At 75.0% G+C, this 16,060-nt stretch carries 10 protein-coding genes; 4 read left to right on the top strand and 6 right to left on the bottom strand.

The genetic code is table 11. The features are described from left to right. Positions 1 to 274: 274 nt before the first annotated feature. Complete coding sequence (locus tag IO29_RS27360; RefSeq protein WP_030381480.1) at positions 275 to 1,273, bottom strand: Ppx/GppA family phosphatase; 999 nt, start codon at positions 1,271 to 1,273, stop codon at positions 275 to 277. Between the two features lie 286 nt (positions 1,274 to 1,559). Here IO29_RS27360 and IO29_RS27355 point away from each other — a divergent pair, with 286 nt between their 5' ends. The 3 genes from IO29_RS27355 to IO29_RS27345 are packed head-to-tail and all read left to right on the top strand — an operon-like array spanning position 1,560 to position 5,403. Next, positions 1,560 to 2,036, top strand: a complete 477-nt coding sequence (locus IO29_RS27355) for a GNAT family N-acetyltransferase (protein ID WP_078618418.1) — start codon at positions 1,560 to 1,562, stop codon at positions 2,034 to 2,036. Between the two features lie 41 nt (positions 2,037 to 2,077). Next, the gene (locus IO29_RS27350; protein ID WP_030381482.1) at positions 2,078 to 3,589 is read left to right on the top strand and encodes an ABC transporter substrate-binding protein; all 1,512 of its coding nucleotides are present in this window, start codon (positions 2,078 to 2,080) and stop codon (positions 3,587 to 3,589) included. Positions 3,590 to 3,594: 5 nt separating this feature from the next. Further along, positions 3,595 to 5,403, top strand: coding sequence for an ABC transporter permease subunit (locus IO29_RS27345; RefSeq protein ID WP_078618415.1), 1,809 nt, complete (start codon positions 3,595 to 3,597; stop codon positions 5,401 to 5,403). 127 nt (positions 5,404 to 5,530) lie between these two features. On the opposite strand, the gene IO29_RS27340 is transcribed toward IO29_RS27345, so the two are convergent. The 4 genes from IO29_RS27340 to IO29_RS27325 all read right to left on the bottom strand — a co-directional run bounded on the left by IO29_RS27340 (position 5,531) and on the right by IO29_RS27325 (position 11,820). Continuing rightward, positions 5,531 to 8,326, bottom strand: a complete 2,796-nt coding sequence (locus IO29_RS27340; protein ID WP_030381484.1) for an NHLP bacteriocin export ABC transporter permease/ATPase subunit — start codon at positions 8,324 to 8,326, stop codon at positions 5,531 to 5,533. Positions 8,327 to 8,423: 97 nt separating this feature from the next. After that, a complete protein-coding gene (locus tag IO29_RS27335) occupies positions 8,424 to 10,667 on the bottom strand; it encodes an NHLP family bacteriocin export ABC transporter peptidase/permease/ATPase subunit (protein WP_030381485.1) in 2,244 nt (747 codons plus the stop codon). Next, positions 10,664 to 11,470 carry an HlyD family efflux transporter periplasmic adaptor subunit gene (locus IO29_RS27330; protein WP_030381486.1) on the bottom strand — a complete coding sequence of 269 codons (807 nt, stop codon included), beginning with the start codon at positions 11,468 to 11,470 and terminating at the stop codon, positions 10,664 to 10,666. The genes IO29_RS27335 and IO29_RS27330 overlap by 4 nt, the downstream gene beginning before the upstream one ends. Before the next feature lie 134 nt (positions 11,471 to 11,604). Then, entirely contained in the window at positions 11,605 to 11,820 is a 216-nt protein-coding gene (locus tag IO29_RS27325) for a hypothetical protein (RefSeq protein ID WP_030381487.1), read from the bottom strand. Positions 11,821 to 12,449: 629 nt separating this feature from the next. Here IO29_RS27325 and IO29_RS27320 point away from each other — a divergent pair. After that, the gene (locus IO29_RS27320) at positions 12,450 to 13,763 is read left to right on the top strand and encodes a S1 family peptidase (RefSeq protein ID WP_033224962.1); all 1,314 of its coding nucleotides are present in this window, start codon (positions 12,450 to 12,452) and stop codon (positions 13,761 to 13,763) included. Between the two features lie 74 nt (positions 13,764 to 13,837). Here the strand turns inward: IO29_RS27320 and IO29_RS27315 are convergent, their stop codons facing one another. After that, on the bottom strand, positions 13,838 to 16,006 hold the full coding sequence (locus tag IO29_RS27315; RefSeq protein ID WP_078618416.1) for a SpoIIE family protein phosphatase: 2,169 nt from the start codon (positions 16,004 to 16,006) through the stop codon (positions 13,838 to 13,840). Positions 16,007 to 16,060 lie beyond the last annotated feature (54 nt).

Below are 16,060 nucleotides of genomic sequence, written 5' to 3'. Positions count from 1 at the left end.
GGGGAGGCCTTCCTGAGGGGTGCGGTTCATGGGGTGCGGGTACCCTTTTTCGCCCCCGCCGCCCCTACCCTTCCCGTCCTTTCAAGGGGCTTCGCCCCTTGGACCCCGGGGTGGGTGGGATGGGGGTGGATGGGTGTAGGGCGCCTCCGGTGTAGGGCGCCTCATAGCTCGGGGGCGGGTGTATGGCGGGTGCGGGTCAGATGTGGCTGGTCGCGCAGTTCCCCGCGCCCCTGAGGGGCGCGCCCTCTGCGGCGCGTCCCCTACGGCGCGTCCCCTACGGGGTCGCCACCCGTAGGGGGACCGGCGGTGTGGTGTGCCCTTCGGGGCGGGTGATGGTGGTCCACCAGGCGGGGCCGTCCTCAATGTGGCGCAGGAGGATGCCCTCGCGGATCGCCCAGGGGGAGATCGTCAGGGTGGTGAGGCCCGTCAGTTTCATCGCCGTGTGGGCGACCACCGCGCCGGCCAGGCTCTGGCGGGCCCGTGGTGCCGAGATGCCGGGCAGCTGGGCGCGGTCCGCCGCGGGGAGGCCGGCCAGGCGGTCGAGTTGGCGGCGGAGTTCACCCCGGTGCAGTTCCCGCTCCACGAACGGGCCGTGCCGGCCGGGCGCGGCCCCGCAGAGCCGGGCCAGTTGCTGGAACGTGCGCGAGGTCGCGACCGCCGTGCGCGGGCCCTCCCAGCGGATCCGTGCGGCCACGTCCCGCAACTGGTGACGGACCGCGCGCCGCATCGCCCGTACGCTCTCCGCCGACGGCGGATCCTCCTCGTCCGCGAAGAATTCGTGCGTCAGCCGGCGCGCCCCCAGCGGCAGCGAGGCCACGAAGTCCGGCAGCCGGCCCCGGCCGAACGCCACCTCCAGCGTGCCGCCGCCGATGTCGAGCAGGGCCAGCGGTCCCGACCGCCAGCCCATCCACCGCCGGGCCCCGAGGAACGTCAGCTCGCCCTCCACCTCGCCCGGCAGTGTGCACAGCGGCACCCCGGTGCCGGCCCGTACCGCGTCCAGCACCTCCTGCCGGTTGGGGGCGTTGCGCACGACGGCGGTCGCGAAGGCCGGCGGATCGCACGCGCCCCACCGCCGTGCCGTGGCGTTCGCCTCGCCGACCGCGGCCACCAGCCGCTCCACGGCCGCCTCGGGCACGGGACCGCCCGGCTCGACGTCCTCGGAGAGCCGCAGCCGCCACTTCGCGGTGTGCACGGGCAGCGGTATGCCGCCGACCGCGTCCGCGACCACCAGCCGCACCGTGTTCGACCCCACGTCCACCACACCCACACGCATGCGGTGCGACATACCCGCATTGCGTCCGCGCACGCCTGCGCGGGACGGGCGCGACCGATACGGCACGCCCGCGGGCCGGATGCGGCGGGGCGCCGGCGTCCGGCGTTCGCGGGAGGGACCGTGCGACCGTCCGGGCGGGAGGAGGGCCGAGCGAGGGCAGAGAGAGCGCGGAGGGATGGGTGGGGGATCTTGAAAACTCCTTACTGCATATGATGTGCAGGTGCGACAGGAAGACTATTGTGTGCGGACCGCGACACCCGACGACCTCGACGGCGCCCGGACGGTGATGCTCGACACCGTCTACCGCGACTTCGGCACCGGGTACGTGCCGCGGTGGCACGGCGACATCGTCGACCCCGCGGCCGCCTATCTCGCCGACCCGCGCCACACCCTGCTCGTCGCCCTCGACCCGGACGGCGAGGTCGTCGCCACCGCCGCGCTCGACTCCCGGGGCCCCGCCCATCCGCCCAACCCCCGTGACCTCGCCGCGCGTTACCCCTCCGGGCGCACCGCCCAACTGCGCCGGGTCTACGTCCGCCCCGCGCACCGCAGGCGCGGGCTCGCCCGCCGTATGGTGCGCGAACTCCTCGGCTTCGCCGCGGCGGACGGCGGCTACACCGCCGTCTATCTGCACACCGACCCGGCCGTTCCCGGCGCCGAACCCTTCTGGCGCTCGCTCGGCACGGTCGTCCGGGACGAGCGGGAGCAGGACGGGGAGTCCGGTGTCGTGCACTTCGAGGTGGCCCTGCCGTCGTCGTGCTGACCTCGCCCGCCCCGAGCCCTCCGCAACCAGAAAGAGCCTCCATGCGTTCCCCGCGCCGTTCGCGCCGCCACCGCCGGCCCGCCGCCGGTCTGCTGCTCCTGCCGCTGCTCGCCGGCTGTTTCTCCGACCGTGCGGGCTCCGCCGACGGGTCCTCCGGTTCCGGTGACGGTGCCCGGTTGCGGGTCGCGCTCGCGTTCCCGCCCGCCGAGCGGTTCTCGCCGTACGGCGCCGACGCCACCCTGCTCAGCCGGCTCGGCGTCACCGAGGGGCTCACCGCCCTGGACGCCAACGGGCGCGCGGCCCCCGCGCTCGCCGGGTCCTGGCACCGCGAGAACTCCCGCACCTGGGAGTTCACCCTGCGCGAGGCCACCTTCCAGGACGGCACCGACGTCACCGGCACCGCCGTCGCGGGCGCCCTCACCCACGCCGCCGAGGCCGAGCCGCTGCCCACCGCGCTGGCCGGGGTGACCCTCACCGCGAAAGCCGCCGGTGCGCGGAAGGTCCGCCTCACCACCACCGCGCCCGACCCCGCGCTGCCGCTGCGGCTGGCCGGGCCCAGCCTGGCCGTGCTCTCCCCGAAGGCGTACCGTACGGACGTCCCCGACCCGGCCGGCACCGCCACCGGGCCGTTCACCCTCACCCACGTCACCGGTACCACCGCCGCCACCCTCGACCGGTTCGACGACCACTGGGGCGGGCCCGCCCGGGCCGCCGGCGTCGACGCGCGGTTCATCGCCGACGGCACCGCCCGCGCCCGTGCGCTGCGCACCGGCGACGTCGACATCGCCGAGGCGATCCCGGTCTCCCAGGCCGCCTCCCTCGACGGCGGCACCCTGCGCGAGACGGCCACCACGCGCACCACCAGCCTGCTGCTCAACACCCGCTCCGGCACCTTCGCCGAGGCCGGGCGGCGGGCCGCCGCCCGCGCCGCCGTCGACACCTCCGCCCTCGCCGACGGCGTCCACGAGGGGTACGCCGATCCCGGCGCGGGACTCTACGGGCCCGCCGTCACCTGGGCCGCCGGACTGCGCACCGCACCGGCCGGCCGCGCCCCCGCCACGGACCCCGACGGCGCCACCGTCACCCTCGCCACGTACGACAACCGGCCCGAACTCCCCGAAGCCGCGCAGGTGGTGAAGGAGCAGCTGGAGAAGGCAGGGTTCGCGGTCGAACTCGTCGTACGGGAGTACGCGCGGCTCGAGGGCGACGCGCTCGACGGGAAATTCGACGCCGTCCTCGCCGCCCGCAACACCCTGCTCGACACCGGCGACCCCGTCTCCGTCCTGGAGAGCGACTACACCTGCGACGGCGGCTACAACCTCGCGCGGCTGTGCGACGAGAAGGTCGACCGGGCCGTGGCCGCGGCGGCCGGCACCGACGACACGGACGACCGCCAACGGGCCGCGATGGCCGCGGAGTCGGCCCTCCTCGGCACCGACGCGGTGGTCCCGCTGGTCCACCAGCGAGTCCTCACCGGCATCGCGCCCGGCGTACGGGGCACGCTCCTCGACCCCTACGAGCGCACGCTCCTCGGCGCCGGAACCAGTCGCTGACCGCCATGCCGCGCACGATTCCGCGGACCGTCCGGCGGGCCGCTCGACAGCCGCACGGCCCCCGTGCCGCCCGCTGGTCCGTCCTGGTCGGCGGGCGGCTCGGGGGCCTGGCCTGGCGGGTGTGCGTGGCCGGGGCGCTGGTGTGCGGGATCGCCCTCCTGCCCTGGCTGTCGCGGACCGACCCCGCGCGCACCGTGCTGCGCGCCCGCTCCGCCGAGCGCGCTCCCGATCCCGCCGCGCTCGCCGCCGTACGGGACCAACTCGGCCTGGACGCAGGGCCGTTCGGTCTGCTGCGGCAGTGGGCCGGCGGGCTGGCGCACGGGGACGCCGGGCGGTCCTGGATCTCCGGCGCCGAGGTCACCCCCACGGTCACCGGGGCGCTCGGCGCCTCCCTGGTGCTGATGGGCGCGGCCCTGCTCGTCGCCGCGCTCACGGCCGGCGCCGTCTGCGCCCGTACGCTGTGGCGCGGCGCCACGCACCGGGCCGCCCCGCCCCGCGCCGGTGCCGCCGCCGCGACGCTCGCCGCCCTGCCCGACTTCCTCCTCGCCTCCGTACTGGCCGCCGTCGTCGGGGTACGGCTCGGCTGGCTGCCCGCGCTCGGCTGGTACGGGCCCCGCTGGACGGTACTGCCCGCGCTCGCCCTCGGCCTGCCCGCCGGGGCCCTGCTCGGGCGGCTCCTCGACGACCTGCTGCCCGCGGCCTTCGCCGAGCCCTGGGCGGCGGCCGCCACCGCCCGCGGTGTCCCCGGGCGCCGTCTCGCCCGCATGGCGCTGCGCCGCTGTCTGCCCGCGCTGCTGCCCAACACCGGGCTGTTCGCGGTGGGCCTGACCGGCGGGTCCGTCGCCGTCGAGCAGGTCTTCGACATCCCCGGGCTCGGCCGCACCACGCTCCAGGCGGCGCTCGCGCAGGATCTTCCGGTGCTCCAGGCGGGCACGCTCGCCCTCGTCGTGCTCGGGGCGGTCGTCGCCGGGCTCGCCCGGCTCGGTGCGCGGGTGCTGACCGGGCCCGCCCTGCGTGACCGGGCGCTGCCCTCGCTGCACCGGCCCGCGCCCGTGCCGGCCGGCGGGCGGGTCGTCCCGCTGGTCCTCGGTGCCGTGCTCCTCGTGACCGTCGGCGTGGGGCTCGTCCGCGATCCGCTCGCGCTGGACACCACGGCCCGGCTGCGGGCGCCCGGCCGGGCGCATCCGCTGGGCACCGACGCGCTCGGCCGGGACGTCCTCGCCCGGCTCGCCCACGGTGCCCTCGGCACGCTCGCGCTCGCCCTGGCGATCAGCGCGGCGGCGCTGGTCCTCGGCGTACTGCTCGGGCTGGTGCCGCGGGTGTCGGGGCCGCTCGTCGACACGGTGAACGCCGTGCCGCCGGTGCTCGCGGGGCTGCTGGTGGCCGGGGTCGCGGGGAGCGGGCCCGCGACGCCCGCGCTCGCCGTGACCGCCGTCGCGTGGGCGCCGCTCGCCGCGCACACCTCGGCGCTGCTGCGGCAGGAGCGCGCCGCCACGCATGTCGTCGCGACGCGGGGACTGGGGGCGGGGCGGTGGTACGTGCTGTGGCGTGAGCTGGTGCCGGGGGTGGTGCCGGCGGTGGTGCGGCACGGGTTGCTGCGGTTGCCGGGGGTCGCGCTCGCCTTGGCGGCGCTCGGGTTCCTGGGGCTGGGCGCGCAGCCGCCGTCCGCCGACTGGGGGCGGCTGCTCTCGGAGAACCAGCCGTACGTCGAGCGGGCGCCGTGGGGTGTGCTGGCCCCTGCCGGGGGGCTCGCGCTGGTGGGGGTGCTCGCGGTGACGGTGGGGGGTTCGCGGTTCCGCAAGGGCGCGTCGTAGCTCGGGGGTACGTGTGCGTCGGCGGGTGCGGGTGGGTTCTGGCTGCCCGCGCCCACGCGGCGGAGCCGCAGAGGGAGCACGGCCCCGCGCCCCTGGGGGAGGGCGCGGTTGCCGCCGCGTGGGTTCGTCAGGTCATCTGGCGGCGTACCAGTTCCCGCAGGCGGCCGCCTTCCTCGGTCAGGAGGGCGGCCGGTGGGCCCTCCTGGACCACTCTGCCGTCCTCCATCACCACCACGCGGTCCGCGTCCAGGACCGTGGAGAGGCGGTGGGCTATGACCACCCGGGTCGCGTTGAGTGCCCGGGTGCTCTCGATGACCGTGCGTTGCGTTTCGTTGTCGAGGGCGCTGGTCGCCTCGTCGAGGAAGAGGATGCGGGGGCGGCGCAGCAACGCCTGGGCGATCATCAGGCGTTGGCGCTGGCCGCCGGAGAGGGAGCCGCTGCCCTGCACGATGGTGTGCAGGCCCATCGGCATGCGGCGGATGTCGTCGCCGAGCCCGGCCAGCTCGGCGGCTGCCATCGCCTCCTCCGGGGTGCACGGTTCCGTGCCCCGGATGACGTCGAGGAGGGAGCCGGTCATCGGCTGCGCGTGCTGGAGCACCACCCCGCACTGCCGCCGCACCGCCGAGCGGTCGAGGGCCGACAGGTCCTGGCCGTCGTACAGGACGCTGCCGGAGACCGGCCGGTCGAAGCCGATCAGCAGACGCAGCAGCGTCGACTTGCCGCAGCCGCTCGGTCCGACGACCGCCACGAACTCGCCCGGCCGGACCGCGAAGGACACGTCGTCCAGGACGAGGGGGCCGTCGTCGCCGTACCGGAAGGAGAGCCGGCGGGCCTCCAGCGCGCCGCTCAGCTCGCCCGGGGGTGTGCTGCCGGAGCGGACCTCGGGCGGGGTGTCGAGGACCGGGCGGATCTCCTCCAGGAGCGGCAGCGCGGCCACCGCCGACACGAACGCGCCGGTCAGCTGGGTCACCGAGGTCAGCACCATGGTCACCGCGGTGCTGAAGGTGAGGAACGCCGCCGCCGACAGGGAGCCGCGCGCCGGACCGGCCAGCAGCATGAACATCACCAGCGAGCACAGCGGCAGATACACCGCGCCGAGCACTGTGTTGAGGTTCTTGATGCCGCCCACCTTGCGCTGGAGCTCGCGGCTGCGCGCGAACTGCCGTGCCCAGGCGGCGTACGCGTAGTTCTCGGCCGCCGCGACCCGCAGCTTCGGCAGCCCCCGCAGGGTCTGGTACGCCTGGTTGTTCAGCTTGTTGGTGAGCACGATCAGCCGCCGCTGCCAGCGCACCTGCCACAGCCCGAGCCCCAGGAAGACGGCGGCGATCACCACCAGCATGCCGAGCGCGGCCAGCGCCAGCGGCACGCTGTACCAGAGCAGCAGCCCCAGGTTCATCGCGCCGACGGTCACCGACTGCACCAGTACGGGTGCGACCCCCGCGAGGAGCTGCCGGATCGCGCTCACTCCCATGGCGGCGCCGGCCAGTTCGCCCGTGGACCGCTCGGCGAAGAACGCCGTCGGCAGCCGCAGCAGCCTGTCCCACACGGCGGGTTGCAGCGTCGCCTCGATCCGGCCCTCCAGCCGCAGCAGCGTCAGGTTCTGCGACAGCGTGAACGCGGCCGAGACGACGCCCGCCACGATCACCGCCAGACACACCTGGCCGATCAGGTCCGCCCGCGCCCGGGGCACGAACGAGCCGAGCACCTTGCCGGTGGCGACCGGCACCAGCGCGCCGATCGTCAGCGTCACCAGCGTGCTGAGCAGCAGCCGGCCCAGATCACGGCGGCTGCCGCGCAGCACGAACCGGGCGAGCCGGGGCAGGGACAGTCGGCGCTCGGGCAGCGGACGGTAGAACATCACCGCCCCCGGCTCGAACTCCACCGCGTTCGCCTTCTCCACCGGGGTCTCGCGGCCCGTCGCCGGATGGACGGCGACATAGCCGCCGCGGCGCCACAGCAGCGCCACCGGCGCTCCCGACAGGGCCCGGCGGCCCACCAGCGGGCCGATGTCGTCCCGCCACCAGCGCCCGGCCAGGCGTACGGTCCGGGTGCGCACCCGGGAGGCCAGCGCGATCCGCTCCACCGGGTCGAGCCGCTCGCCGCCGGCGCCGCCCCGGGCGGGGTCCGCGAGCGCGAGTCCGGCCGCCTCGGCGACCAGGGCGCAGGCGGCGTACGTGGCGTCGGCGTCGGCGGCCGTGGGACGCCGGCCCGCCGTGGCCGGGCCGAGGGAGGCGAGCAGCGTCCGGTCGGCCTGTGCGCGGGCCGCCTCGCCGGCCCGGATGCCGGCCGCCGTACGGTCCTCGTGGCTGCGCTCCAGCTCCTCGATCCACCGGTCCAGCGTGGTCAGCAGCCGGTACTGCTGGTCGACCAGGCCCTGCCACAGGCCCGGGTCCAGCAGCAGGTCGGACGCAGCCTCCGCCCCGTACAGCGAGCCGTACGCCACGCTGCCCGGGGGCACCTGCATCCAGAACACGTCGTCGTCCGCGGGCGTGGCCGCCGTCTCGCCCGCCATCGGCGCCTGGAACAGCACCGACAGCCCGCGCCCGACACCGAGCGCGAGGGCGTACTCCAGCGGGCTGGTCGCCGGGGGCACGTACTGCGGATTGCCGTAGGCGTCGTAGGACCAGGTCGCCGTCTCCGCCTGCTGGTACAGCTCGCGCAGCGGGATCCTGCGCACCACGCAGTCGCCCACCGGGCGGGCGACCAGCGTGTGGCGCGGCCCCGCGACCGGGCCGAGCAGCAGCGTGCCCGGCGCCGGCCGGCCCAGATGGTGCCAGTGTCCCTGGGCGGCCGCGTCCACCGCGTACAGGTCGAGTGCGCCGGCCACCACCAGCCACAGCACCTGGGGGCCGTCCAGGTCGAGGCGGGTGCGGTCCGCCGCGCAGTCGAGCGGGGTGCCGAGCCCGCCGAGGGCGGAGAGCACGAGGTCGCCCTCGGGCGGCCGGTCGTACGGGGCTTCCCGGCCCGGCCCGCCCGACTGGCCTGCCTGGTGCGCAGGGGGGATCTGTTCCGGGATCACGTCACCGCTCCCTGACCAGCGCCGCGTACGCCCCGCCCGCCGCGAGCAGCTCCGCGTGCCGGCCGCGTTCGACCACCGTGCCGTGGTCCAGGACCACGATCTCGTCGCTGTCGCGCACGGTGCTCAGCCGGTGCGCGATCACCACGCAGGCGCAGCCGCGCCGCCGCAGATTGTCCATGACGGTCTGCTCCGTCTCCGCGTCCAGCGCGCTGGTCACCTCGTCGAGGACCAGGATGCTCGGATCGCGCACCAACGCCCGCGCGATCTCCAGGCGCTGGCGCTGACCGCCGGAGAAGTTCCGGCCGTCCTGCTCGACCCTGCTGTGGATCCCGCCCGGGCGGCGCGCGACGACGTCGTACAGCACCGCGTCCTTCAGCGCCGCCACCACCGCCTCGTCCGGCACCGAGGGGTCCCACAGCGCCACGTTGTCGCGCACCGAACCCTCGAAGAGGAACACGTCCTGGTCGACGAAGGAGACGGAGGCGGCGAGCGCGCCGCGCGGGATGTCCTCCAGGCGCTGCCCGTCGATCCGGATGACGCCCTCCCAGGGTGCGTACAGGCCCGCGATCAGCCGGGACACCGTCGACTTGCCGCTGCCCGAGCCGCCCACCAGCGCCACCTGCCGGCCGGGCCCGACAGTGAGGTCGAAGCCGGTGAGCAGGGGCTTGTCCAGCGGGCTGTAGCCGAAGGAGACGTCCTCCAGCTCGATATGGCCCTGGAGCCGGCGCGTGGACGTCCCGCCCGCGCCCCGGGTGTGCAGCGGGTCGGCGCGGAAGCTCTCCACGTCCTTGAGCCGGGCCACGTCCGCCGCGAAGTCCTGGATCCGGCCCGCCACCCCGTTGAGCCGGGTCAGCGGGGCGGTGAACCGGGCGACCAGCGCCTGGAAGGCGACCAGCAGGCCCACCGACAGATGCCCCTCGACCGCGCGCAGCCCGCCGATCCACAGGATCAGCGCGCTGTTCAGCGTGGCCAGCGTCGGCGCCACCACGCCCAGCCAGGCGCTCGGCACCCCGAGGCGCTGCTGCTCCTCCAGGGTGGTGGCGTGCTGCCCGGCCCAGGTGCGGAAGTAGCCGTCCTCGCCGCCGGTCGCCTTCATCGTCTCGATCAACTGCACGCCCGTGTAGGCGGTGTTGGTGAGCCGGGCGGTGTCCGCGCGCAGCTTCGCCGTCCGGGTCGCACGCAGCCGTACGACCACCCGCATCGCCACGATGTTGAGCAGCGCCACCCCGATGCCGACGAAGGTGAGCTGGGGGTCGTAGGTGTAGAGCAGCAGCGCGTACAGCACGACGACCACCGCGTCCACGCCCGCCGCCGCGAGGTCCCGGGCCAGGGTCTCGGCGACGGCGTCGTTGGAGCCGAGCCGCTGGACCAGGTCGGCGGGGCTGCGCTGGGCGAAGAACGTGACCGGCAGCCGCAGCAGATGGCGCAGGAAGCGGGCGCTGGACAGGGTCGAGGAGATCAGCCGGCCGCGCAGGAGGTTGGCCTGCTGCAACCAGGTCAGCACCACCGTGAGCAGCACGCACGCCGCCATGGACGTGAACAGCACGCCCAGCGAGGAGGTCCGCCCGCCGATGAGGAAGGTGTCGATGTACGTACGGCTCAGCGCGGGCACGGCCGCCCCGACCACGACCAGCAGCAGACTGGCCAGGACGGCGGCGGGCAGTGTGCCCGCGGTGCCGCGCAGCCGGGCCGGCAGCGCGCCGAACACCCCCGGCCGGCGACCCCCCTCGGTGAAGTCCGCGCCGGGCTCCATGACGAGGACGACCCCGGTGAAACTGGTGTCGAAGTCCTCCCGCGGCACGAACCGGCGACCCTTTCCGGGGTCGTTGACGAACACCCCGCGCCGGCCGAAGCGGCGCCCGGTGCCGTCGTAGACGACGTAGTGGTTGAACTCCCAGAACAGGATGGCGGGCGCCGCCACGTCGGCGAGGGCGGCGGTGTCCATCTGCATGCCCTTGGCGGTGAGCCCGTAGCTCCGGGCCGCCTTCAGGAGGTTGCTCGCGCGCGAGCCGTCGCGGGAGACGCCGCAGGCGATGCGCAGCTCCTCCAGCGGTACGTGCCGCCCGTGGTGGCCGAGCACCATGGCGAGCGAGGCGGCCCCGCACTCCACCGCCTCCATCTGCAACACGGTGGGCGTGCGCACGGTACGGCGCCGCGTGCGCGGGGTCCCGCTTCGCCGGGTGCGCTTCGGCGGTGCCGCACGGCGGCGGCCGCGCGGGGGGAGGGTTTCCTGGACAGGTGTCACGGCAGCAGCCAATCGAGGGGACGCCGGTCGGTGAGCCGGACCGAGGCGGTGGCCATGGTCATCGAGGTGAGCCGGAACGGCGGACCGTCCGCCGAGGACCACCGGTAGCCGCTCTTCGTGGCGGACGACGTCAGCAGCCGCACCAGGACGGCCACCGGGCGGCCGTCGGCGGTGAACTGCCCGGCGAGCGCGCTGTCGCCGAGGAACGCGGTGATCCGGGTACGGGTCTGGGCGGTGCGGTCGACCCGGACCACCCGCCCGCGCAGTACCCCGTACTGCTGGGCCGGTACCGACTGCACGGTGAGGTCGACGGCGGCCTTGTCGGGGAGGGAGGCGGCGTTCTGGGCGGGGACGTACACCGTCGCGTACAGCGGGTCGCCGGCGTGTGCGACCTTCTCGACGGCGGCGATGTCGGCGCCCGCCCGCACGATGCGGCCGATGTCGGCGGCGAGCGCGGAGATCCGCCCGGCGGCGACCGTGCGCACCACCGTGTCACCGTCGCTCGTACGCACCTTGACGACCGGGGCGCCGGCGGACAGCCGCTCGCCCTCCTTCGCCAGGACCGCGGTCACCTGTCCGGCGACGGGGCTCTGGAGGACGTAACTGCCCTCCGCGTGGGTGAGGACGGCGGGGGCGTCGACCGTGGCGGGCACCGAGCCGGTGACCGCCCACACCGAGGCGGCCGCCATCACGACGACGGTCACGCAGAGCACCAGCCAGCCCTGCGGGCGGGCCAGCCGCACCGGGAGGTCGAGCTCCTCGGGCGACTGGAGCTTGGCGAGGGCCTGTTGGCGGAACTGCACGGGGCTACTGCCTCACCTGACGCGTGACGGGGAGAGGCCCTGACGGGGGGCGGGCCATGGGGAGTCGGGGGCGGGGAAACCCGGACGTCCCGGAACCGGGGGGCGGTTCCGGGACGTCCGCGAGCGAGATGCGCTCAGAGACCGGCGACCAGGCCGGTGACCGGGGCGGTGTTCAGGCCCGTGACACCCTCGACGGTGTTGACGGCCGTGTTCACCAGGCCGGACACCGGGGCGACGCCGTCCACCACGCCGGTGACGGTGCCGACGGCGTTGAGGGACAGACCGCCGGAGACGGCGTCGAGCTCGGCGTCCGAGATCTCGGCGGTCTCGACCTGGGGGGTGGAGTTCATCAGGGAACTTCCCTTCCTATGGGTATGCAACAAGGGGGAGAGCGGCCCCCACTGCTGACAGATGGATTCTGCGGACAGTCGGCCGGCCGCGACCGCGGTCGGCCGGGCCCTGTCTGCACAAGGCCGTGGGGCGACCGCCGCGGTGCGAAGGATCAAAGCACGACCGCGCGCCGGGCTTCCACTCAACAGCGGCCCCCACCAGCGCGGTTGCCGAGGGGGCGGCCCGATCGGTGCAGGCGCGGGCACGGCGCGTCGGCCACTTCTTCACATGCTGCGCGGCATCGTCGCGTCACCTCCCTTGCGGCACATCCGTCACAGGGGTCACCTCCGGCCGCCGTACGCCGAAGGGTGCCGGCGATGTGGACGGCCGCGGCGGGCGGTGACCCCGCTGCGCATTCGATGTGCAGATTTGCCGAAGCCGACGTTCCGCTTCACCGCAAATGCGGAGGGTGTCGTTCCGGTGACGTTCCGTCGGGCCGCTCCCGATGCCTGTGGGCGACTCAAACGGGGTGTTCCGGAAGGCAGTTGAACACCACGCCGCTCCACTGCGTACCAACGGGCGACAAGGCGTCCCCAGCCCGCTGCCGGACGGCGGCGCACGCACGACCCCGTCCCCAGGAGGTCCAGAGTTGAGTCACAAACGCATACCCAAGCGCAAAGCCGTCATCGCGGTGGGCGGCGTCGCCGCGCTCGGAGCGGCGGCGCTCCTGCTGCCCAACGCCAACGCCTCGCAGACGGACTCCGACGACGCGACACCGAAGACGTTCAAGGCGGCCGACGTCGCCGGCCTCGCCTCCCGGCTCCAGTCCCGGCTCGGCGACACCTTCGCGGGGTCCTACTACGACGCGGGCAGCAAGCGGATCGTCGTCAACGTGGTGGGTGATGCCGCCGACGACACGGAGACGGTGAACGCCGTCAAGGAGGCCGGCGCCGTGCCGAACCAGGTCCGCAACAGCACCGGCGCGCTGGAGACCGCCGCGAAGACGCTGCGCACGGATGCCACGATCCCCGGCACCGCCTGGTCGGTCGACCCGAAGACCAACGAGATCCGGGTCACCGCCGACAGCACCGTCACCGGCGCCAGGTGGGACCGGCTCGAATCGACCGTCGACGGCCTCGGCGCCGGAATGGCCACCCTGAAGAAGTCCCAGGGCACCTTCAAGACGTTCGTCTCCGGCGGCGACGCCATCTTCGGCGGCAACGCCCGCTGCTCCCTCGGCTTCAACGTCACCGCGAGCGACGGCAGTCCGGCGTTCCTGACCGCCGGTCACTGCGGGGTCGCGGCGGACCAGTGGGCCGACGACCAGAACGGGCAGCCCATCGCCACCGTCGACCAGGCCACGTTCCCCGGGGACGGCGACTTCTCCCTCGTCACGTACGACGACCCGGCCACACAGGCACCCAGTGAGGTCAACGTGGGCGGCGGACAGGCCGTGCGGATCACCCGGGCCGCGGAGGCGGCGGTGGGACAGCAGGTGTTCCGGATGGGCAGCACGACCGGGCTGCACGACGGGTCGGTCCTCGGTCTCGACGCCACGGTCAACTACCCCGAGGGAACGGTGACCGGGCTCATCCAGACCGATGTGTGCGCGGAGCCGGGGGACAGCGGCGGGTCGCTGTTCACCCAGGACGGCAGCGCGATCGGGCTGACGTCGGGGGGAAGCGGGGACTGCACGGCGGGGGGCGAGACGTTCTTCCAGCCGGTGACCACCGCGTTGGAGGCGACGGGGGCGTCGTTGGGGGACGGGGGTGGCCAGGCGGCCGACGGTGGCCAGGCGGCCGGTGACGGTGGGCAGGCCGCGGATGGCGGTCAGGCGGCTGACGGTGGGCAGGCGGGTGACCAGGCCGGCGGTCAGGCCGGTGACCAGGGTGGTGGGGCTGCCACCCAGGCCGGTGGGTCGGGGATCGAGTCCTCGAAGCACGGGCATCGACGAGGGCACTGACGGGTGAGGCGGGGTTTCTCGCGCGGTTCCCCGCGCCCCTGTCAGGGGCGCGGGGGCGAGGAAGGGCCTGGTCCTCACACCGCCCGGAGCAGCAGCAGCGCCACGTCGTCCGGGCGTTCGCCCGCCGCGCCCGGACCCACCAGCCGGTCCGCCAGCGCGTCCAGCGGCTCCGCCGGGTCACCCGCCAGCCGCTCCGCCAGTCCGCCCAGCGCGACGTCGATGTCGACCCCCGGCGACTCGATCAGCCCGTCCGTGTAGAGCGCCAGCACCGACCCGCGCGGGAACGCCACCTCCGCCGTCGGGTACACCGCCGACTCCTGGATCCCGAGGAGCGGCCCCCCGGCCAGGTCGAGGACCCGCACCCGCCCGTCCGGCCGGCGCAGCAACGGCGGCGGATGCCCCGCCCGCGCCAGCACCATCCGGCCGCGCCCGCTGTCGATGCTCAGATACACACAGCTCGCGAAGAGATCGGCGCGCAGATCGATCAGCAGCCGGTTGGTGCTGCGCATGACCTCCCCCGGCCCCTGCCCCACCGTCGTGTAGGCGCGCACCGCCGTACGGATCTGCCCCATCAGCCCCGCCGCCGTCACGTTGTGCCCCTGCACGTCCCCGATCGCCGCCACCGCCCTGTCGTAGGTCGGCACCACGTCGTAGAAGTCGCCGCCGATCTCCATGCCCTGGGTGGCGGGCAGATAGCGGGCGGCCGTCCGGAGGCCGGGCAGCGCCGGGAGCGAGGGCGGCAGCAGCGCCTGTTGCAGCCCGTGCGCGAGCCGGTGCTTGGCGTCGTACAGCAGCGCCCGCTCGAGGGCCTGTGCGATCAGCCCGCTCAGGCTGGTCAGCACCGCCCGCTCGTCGGCGGGGAACGCGTGCGGCCGCGCGTACGCCACCACCCACGTGCCCACCGGCCGCCCCGAGGCGATCAGCGGCAGACACGCCCACGCGGCCATGCCGTCCGAGGTGGGCGTCGGCAGCGGATACAGCCGCTCCAGCTGCTCCGGCGTCTCGAAGAACGCCGGCACGCCGGTGGACAGCACACGCGCGCTGGGGATCGGCGCGGTCAGCGGCGTGCCGTCCCAGCGCTCGACGGCGGCTTCGTCGGGGAAGCCGCGGTGGCCCAGGATGTGCAGCCGGCCGCCGTGCGAGCCGAGCATCATCAGGCCCTGGCTGCCGAGGGCCGGCGCGATCTCGTCCGCGACGAGCTGCACGACGTCCTCCACGCCCACGGCCTCGGTGAGCGCGCCGGCCAGATTGAGGACGTGCGCGATCGTCACCAGCCGTCTGCCGCCCACCTGCCGCGACGGCTCCGCGGTTCCGGTGCCCCGGCCTCCCGGGCCGTCGCGGGAGACCTCGCGCGAGGGGGAGATGCGCAGACTGAGACCGTCCTCGCCCGGATAGAGCCGGAAGGACAGCCAGCTGCCCGGCGGGCGCAGCGCGACGAACGTGGTGACCTGCCGGCTCAGCAGCGCGGCCCGGTAGTGGTCCTCGTAGCCGGGGTCGTTCAGCCAGGGCGCGACCGCCCACAGCAGCGTGCCGGGCAGCCCGGAGGACGGCACGCCGAGCAGTTCGCCGGCGGCCCGGTTGGCGAAGGTGATCCGTCCGTGCAGATCGAGGGCGCACAGCCCGTACGGCAGCCGGGCCGCCATGCGGACCGCCTCCAGCGCGCCGGACCGGCCGGCCGCGTCCGCCTCGGTGGGCGGCGGCAGGATGTCGGGCTCGGAGCCGACCGGGCGGCGCTCGGCGGCGGCCCGCTCCAGCCGGGTCACCAGCCTCTCGCAGGCGGTGGTGAGGTGATGGCGCTCGCGCTCGGAGAGCTGCGGGGGGTGCGAGCCGGGCCAGGTCACGAACACCGCGCCGTACGCGGTGTCCTCCGTCGCGAGCGGCAGTGCGGCCAGGCAGAACGGGTACGGGAGGACCGTCGCGATGCGCGGGTAGCGGTGGGCCATCTCGACCTCGCCGTTGACCCACACCAGACGGCGTTCGCGGAGCGCGTCCGCGACGGGGACGGGGGAGCCGAGGGCGACACGTTCCCAGGGGGAGGCGAAGGCGCGGGGGAGGCCGGCCATGACCTTCATCTCCAGTACCGGCTCGCCGGGCGAGAGGAGGTAGACGGCGCCGGACAGGGCGTGGAGGTCGTCCAGCATCGCGGCGAGGGTGAGGGAGAGCAGGGGGTGGCCGGCCGGGGCGGGGTCCGGGGTCGAGGGGTCGTCGGCCACGCCGACCACCTCCTTCCGTCGCCACCGCATCCAGCCTCCCCCACGGGCCTGCGCCCCGCACGGCGAGGGGCGGAGCCCCCAGGG

Origin of the sequence: Streptomyces sp. NRRL F-6676 (assembly GCF_000725625.1) — a bacterium.
Taxonomy (GTDB): Bacteria; Actinomycetota; Actinomycetes; order Streptomycetales; family Streptomycetaceae; genus Streptomyces.
This window is presented reverse-complemented; position numbering and strand designations above follow the sequence as displayed.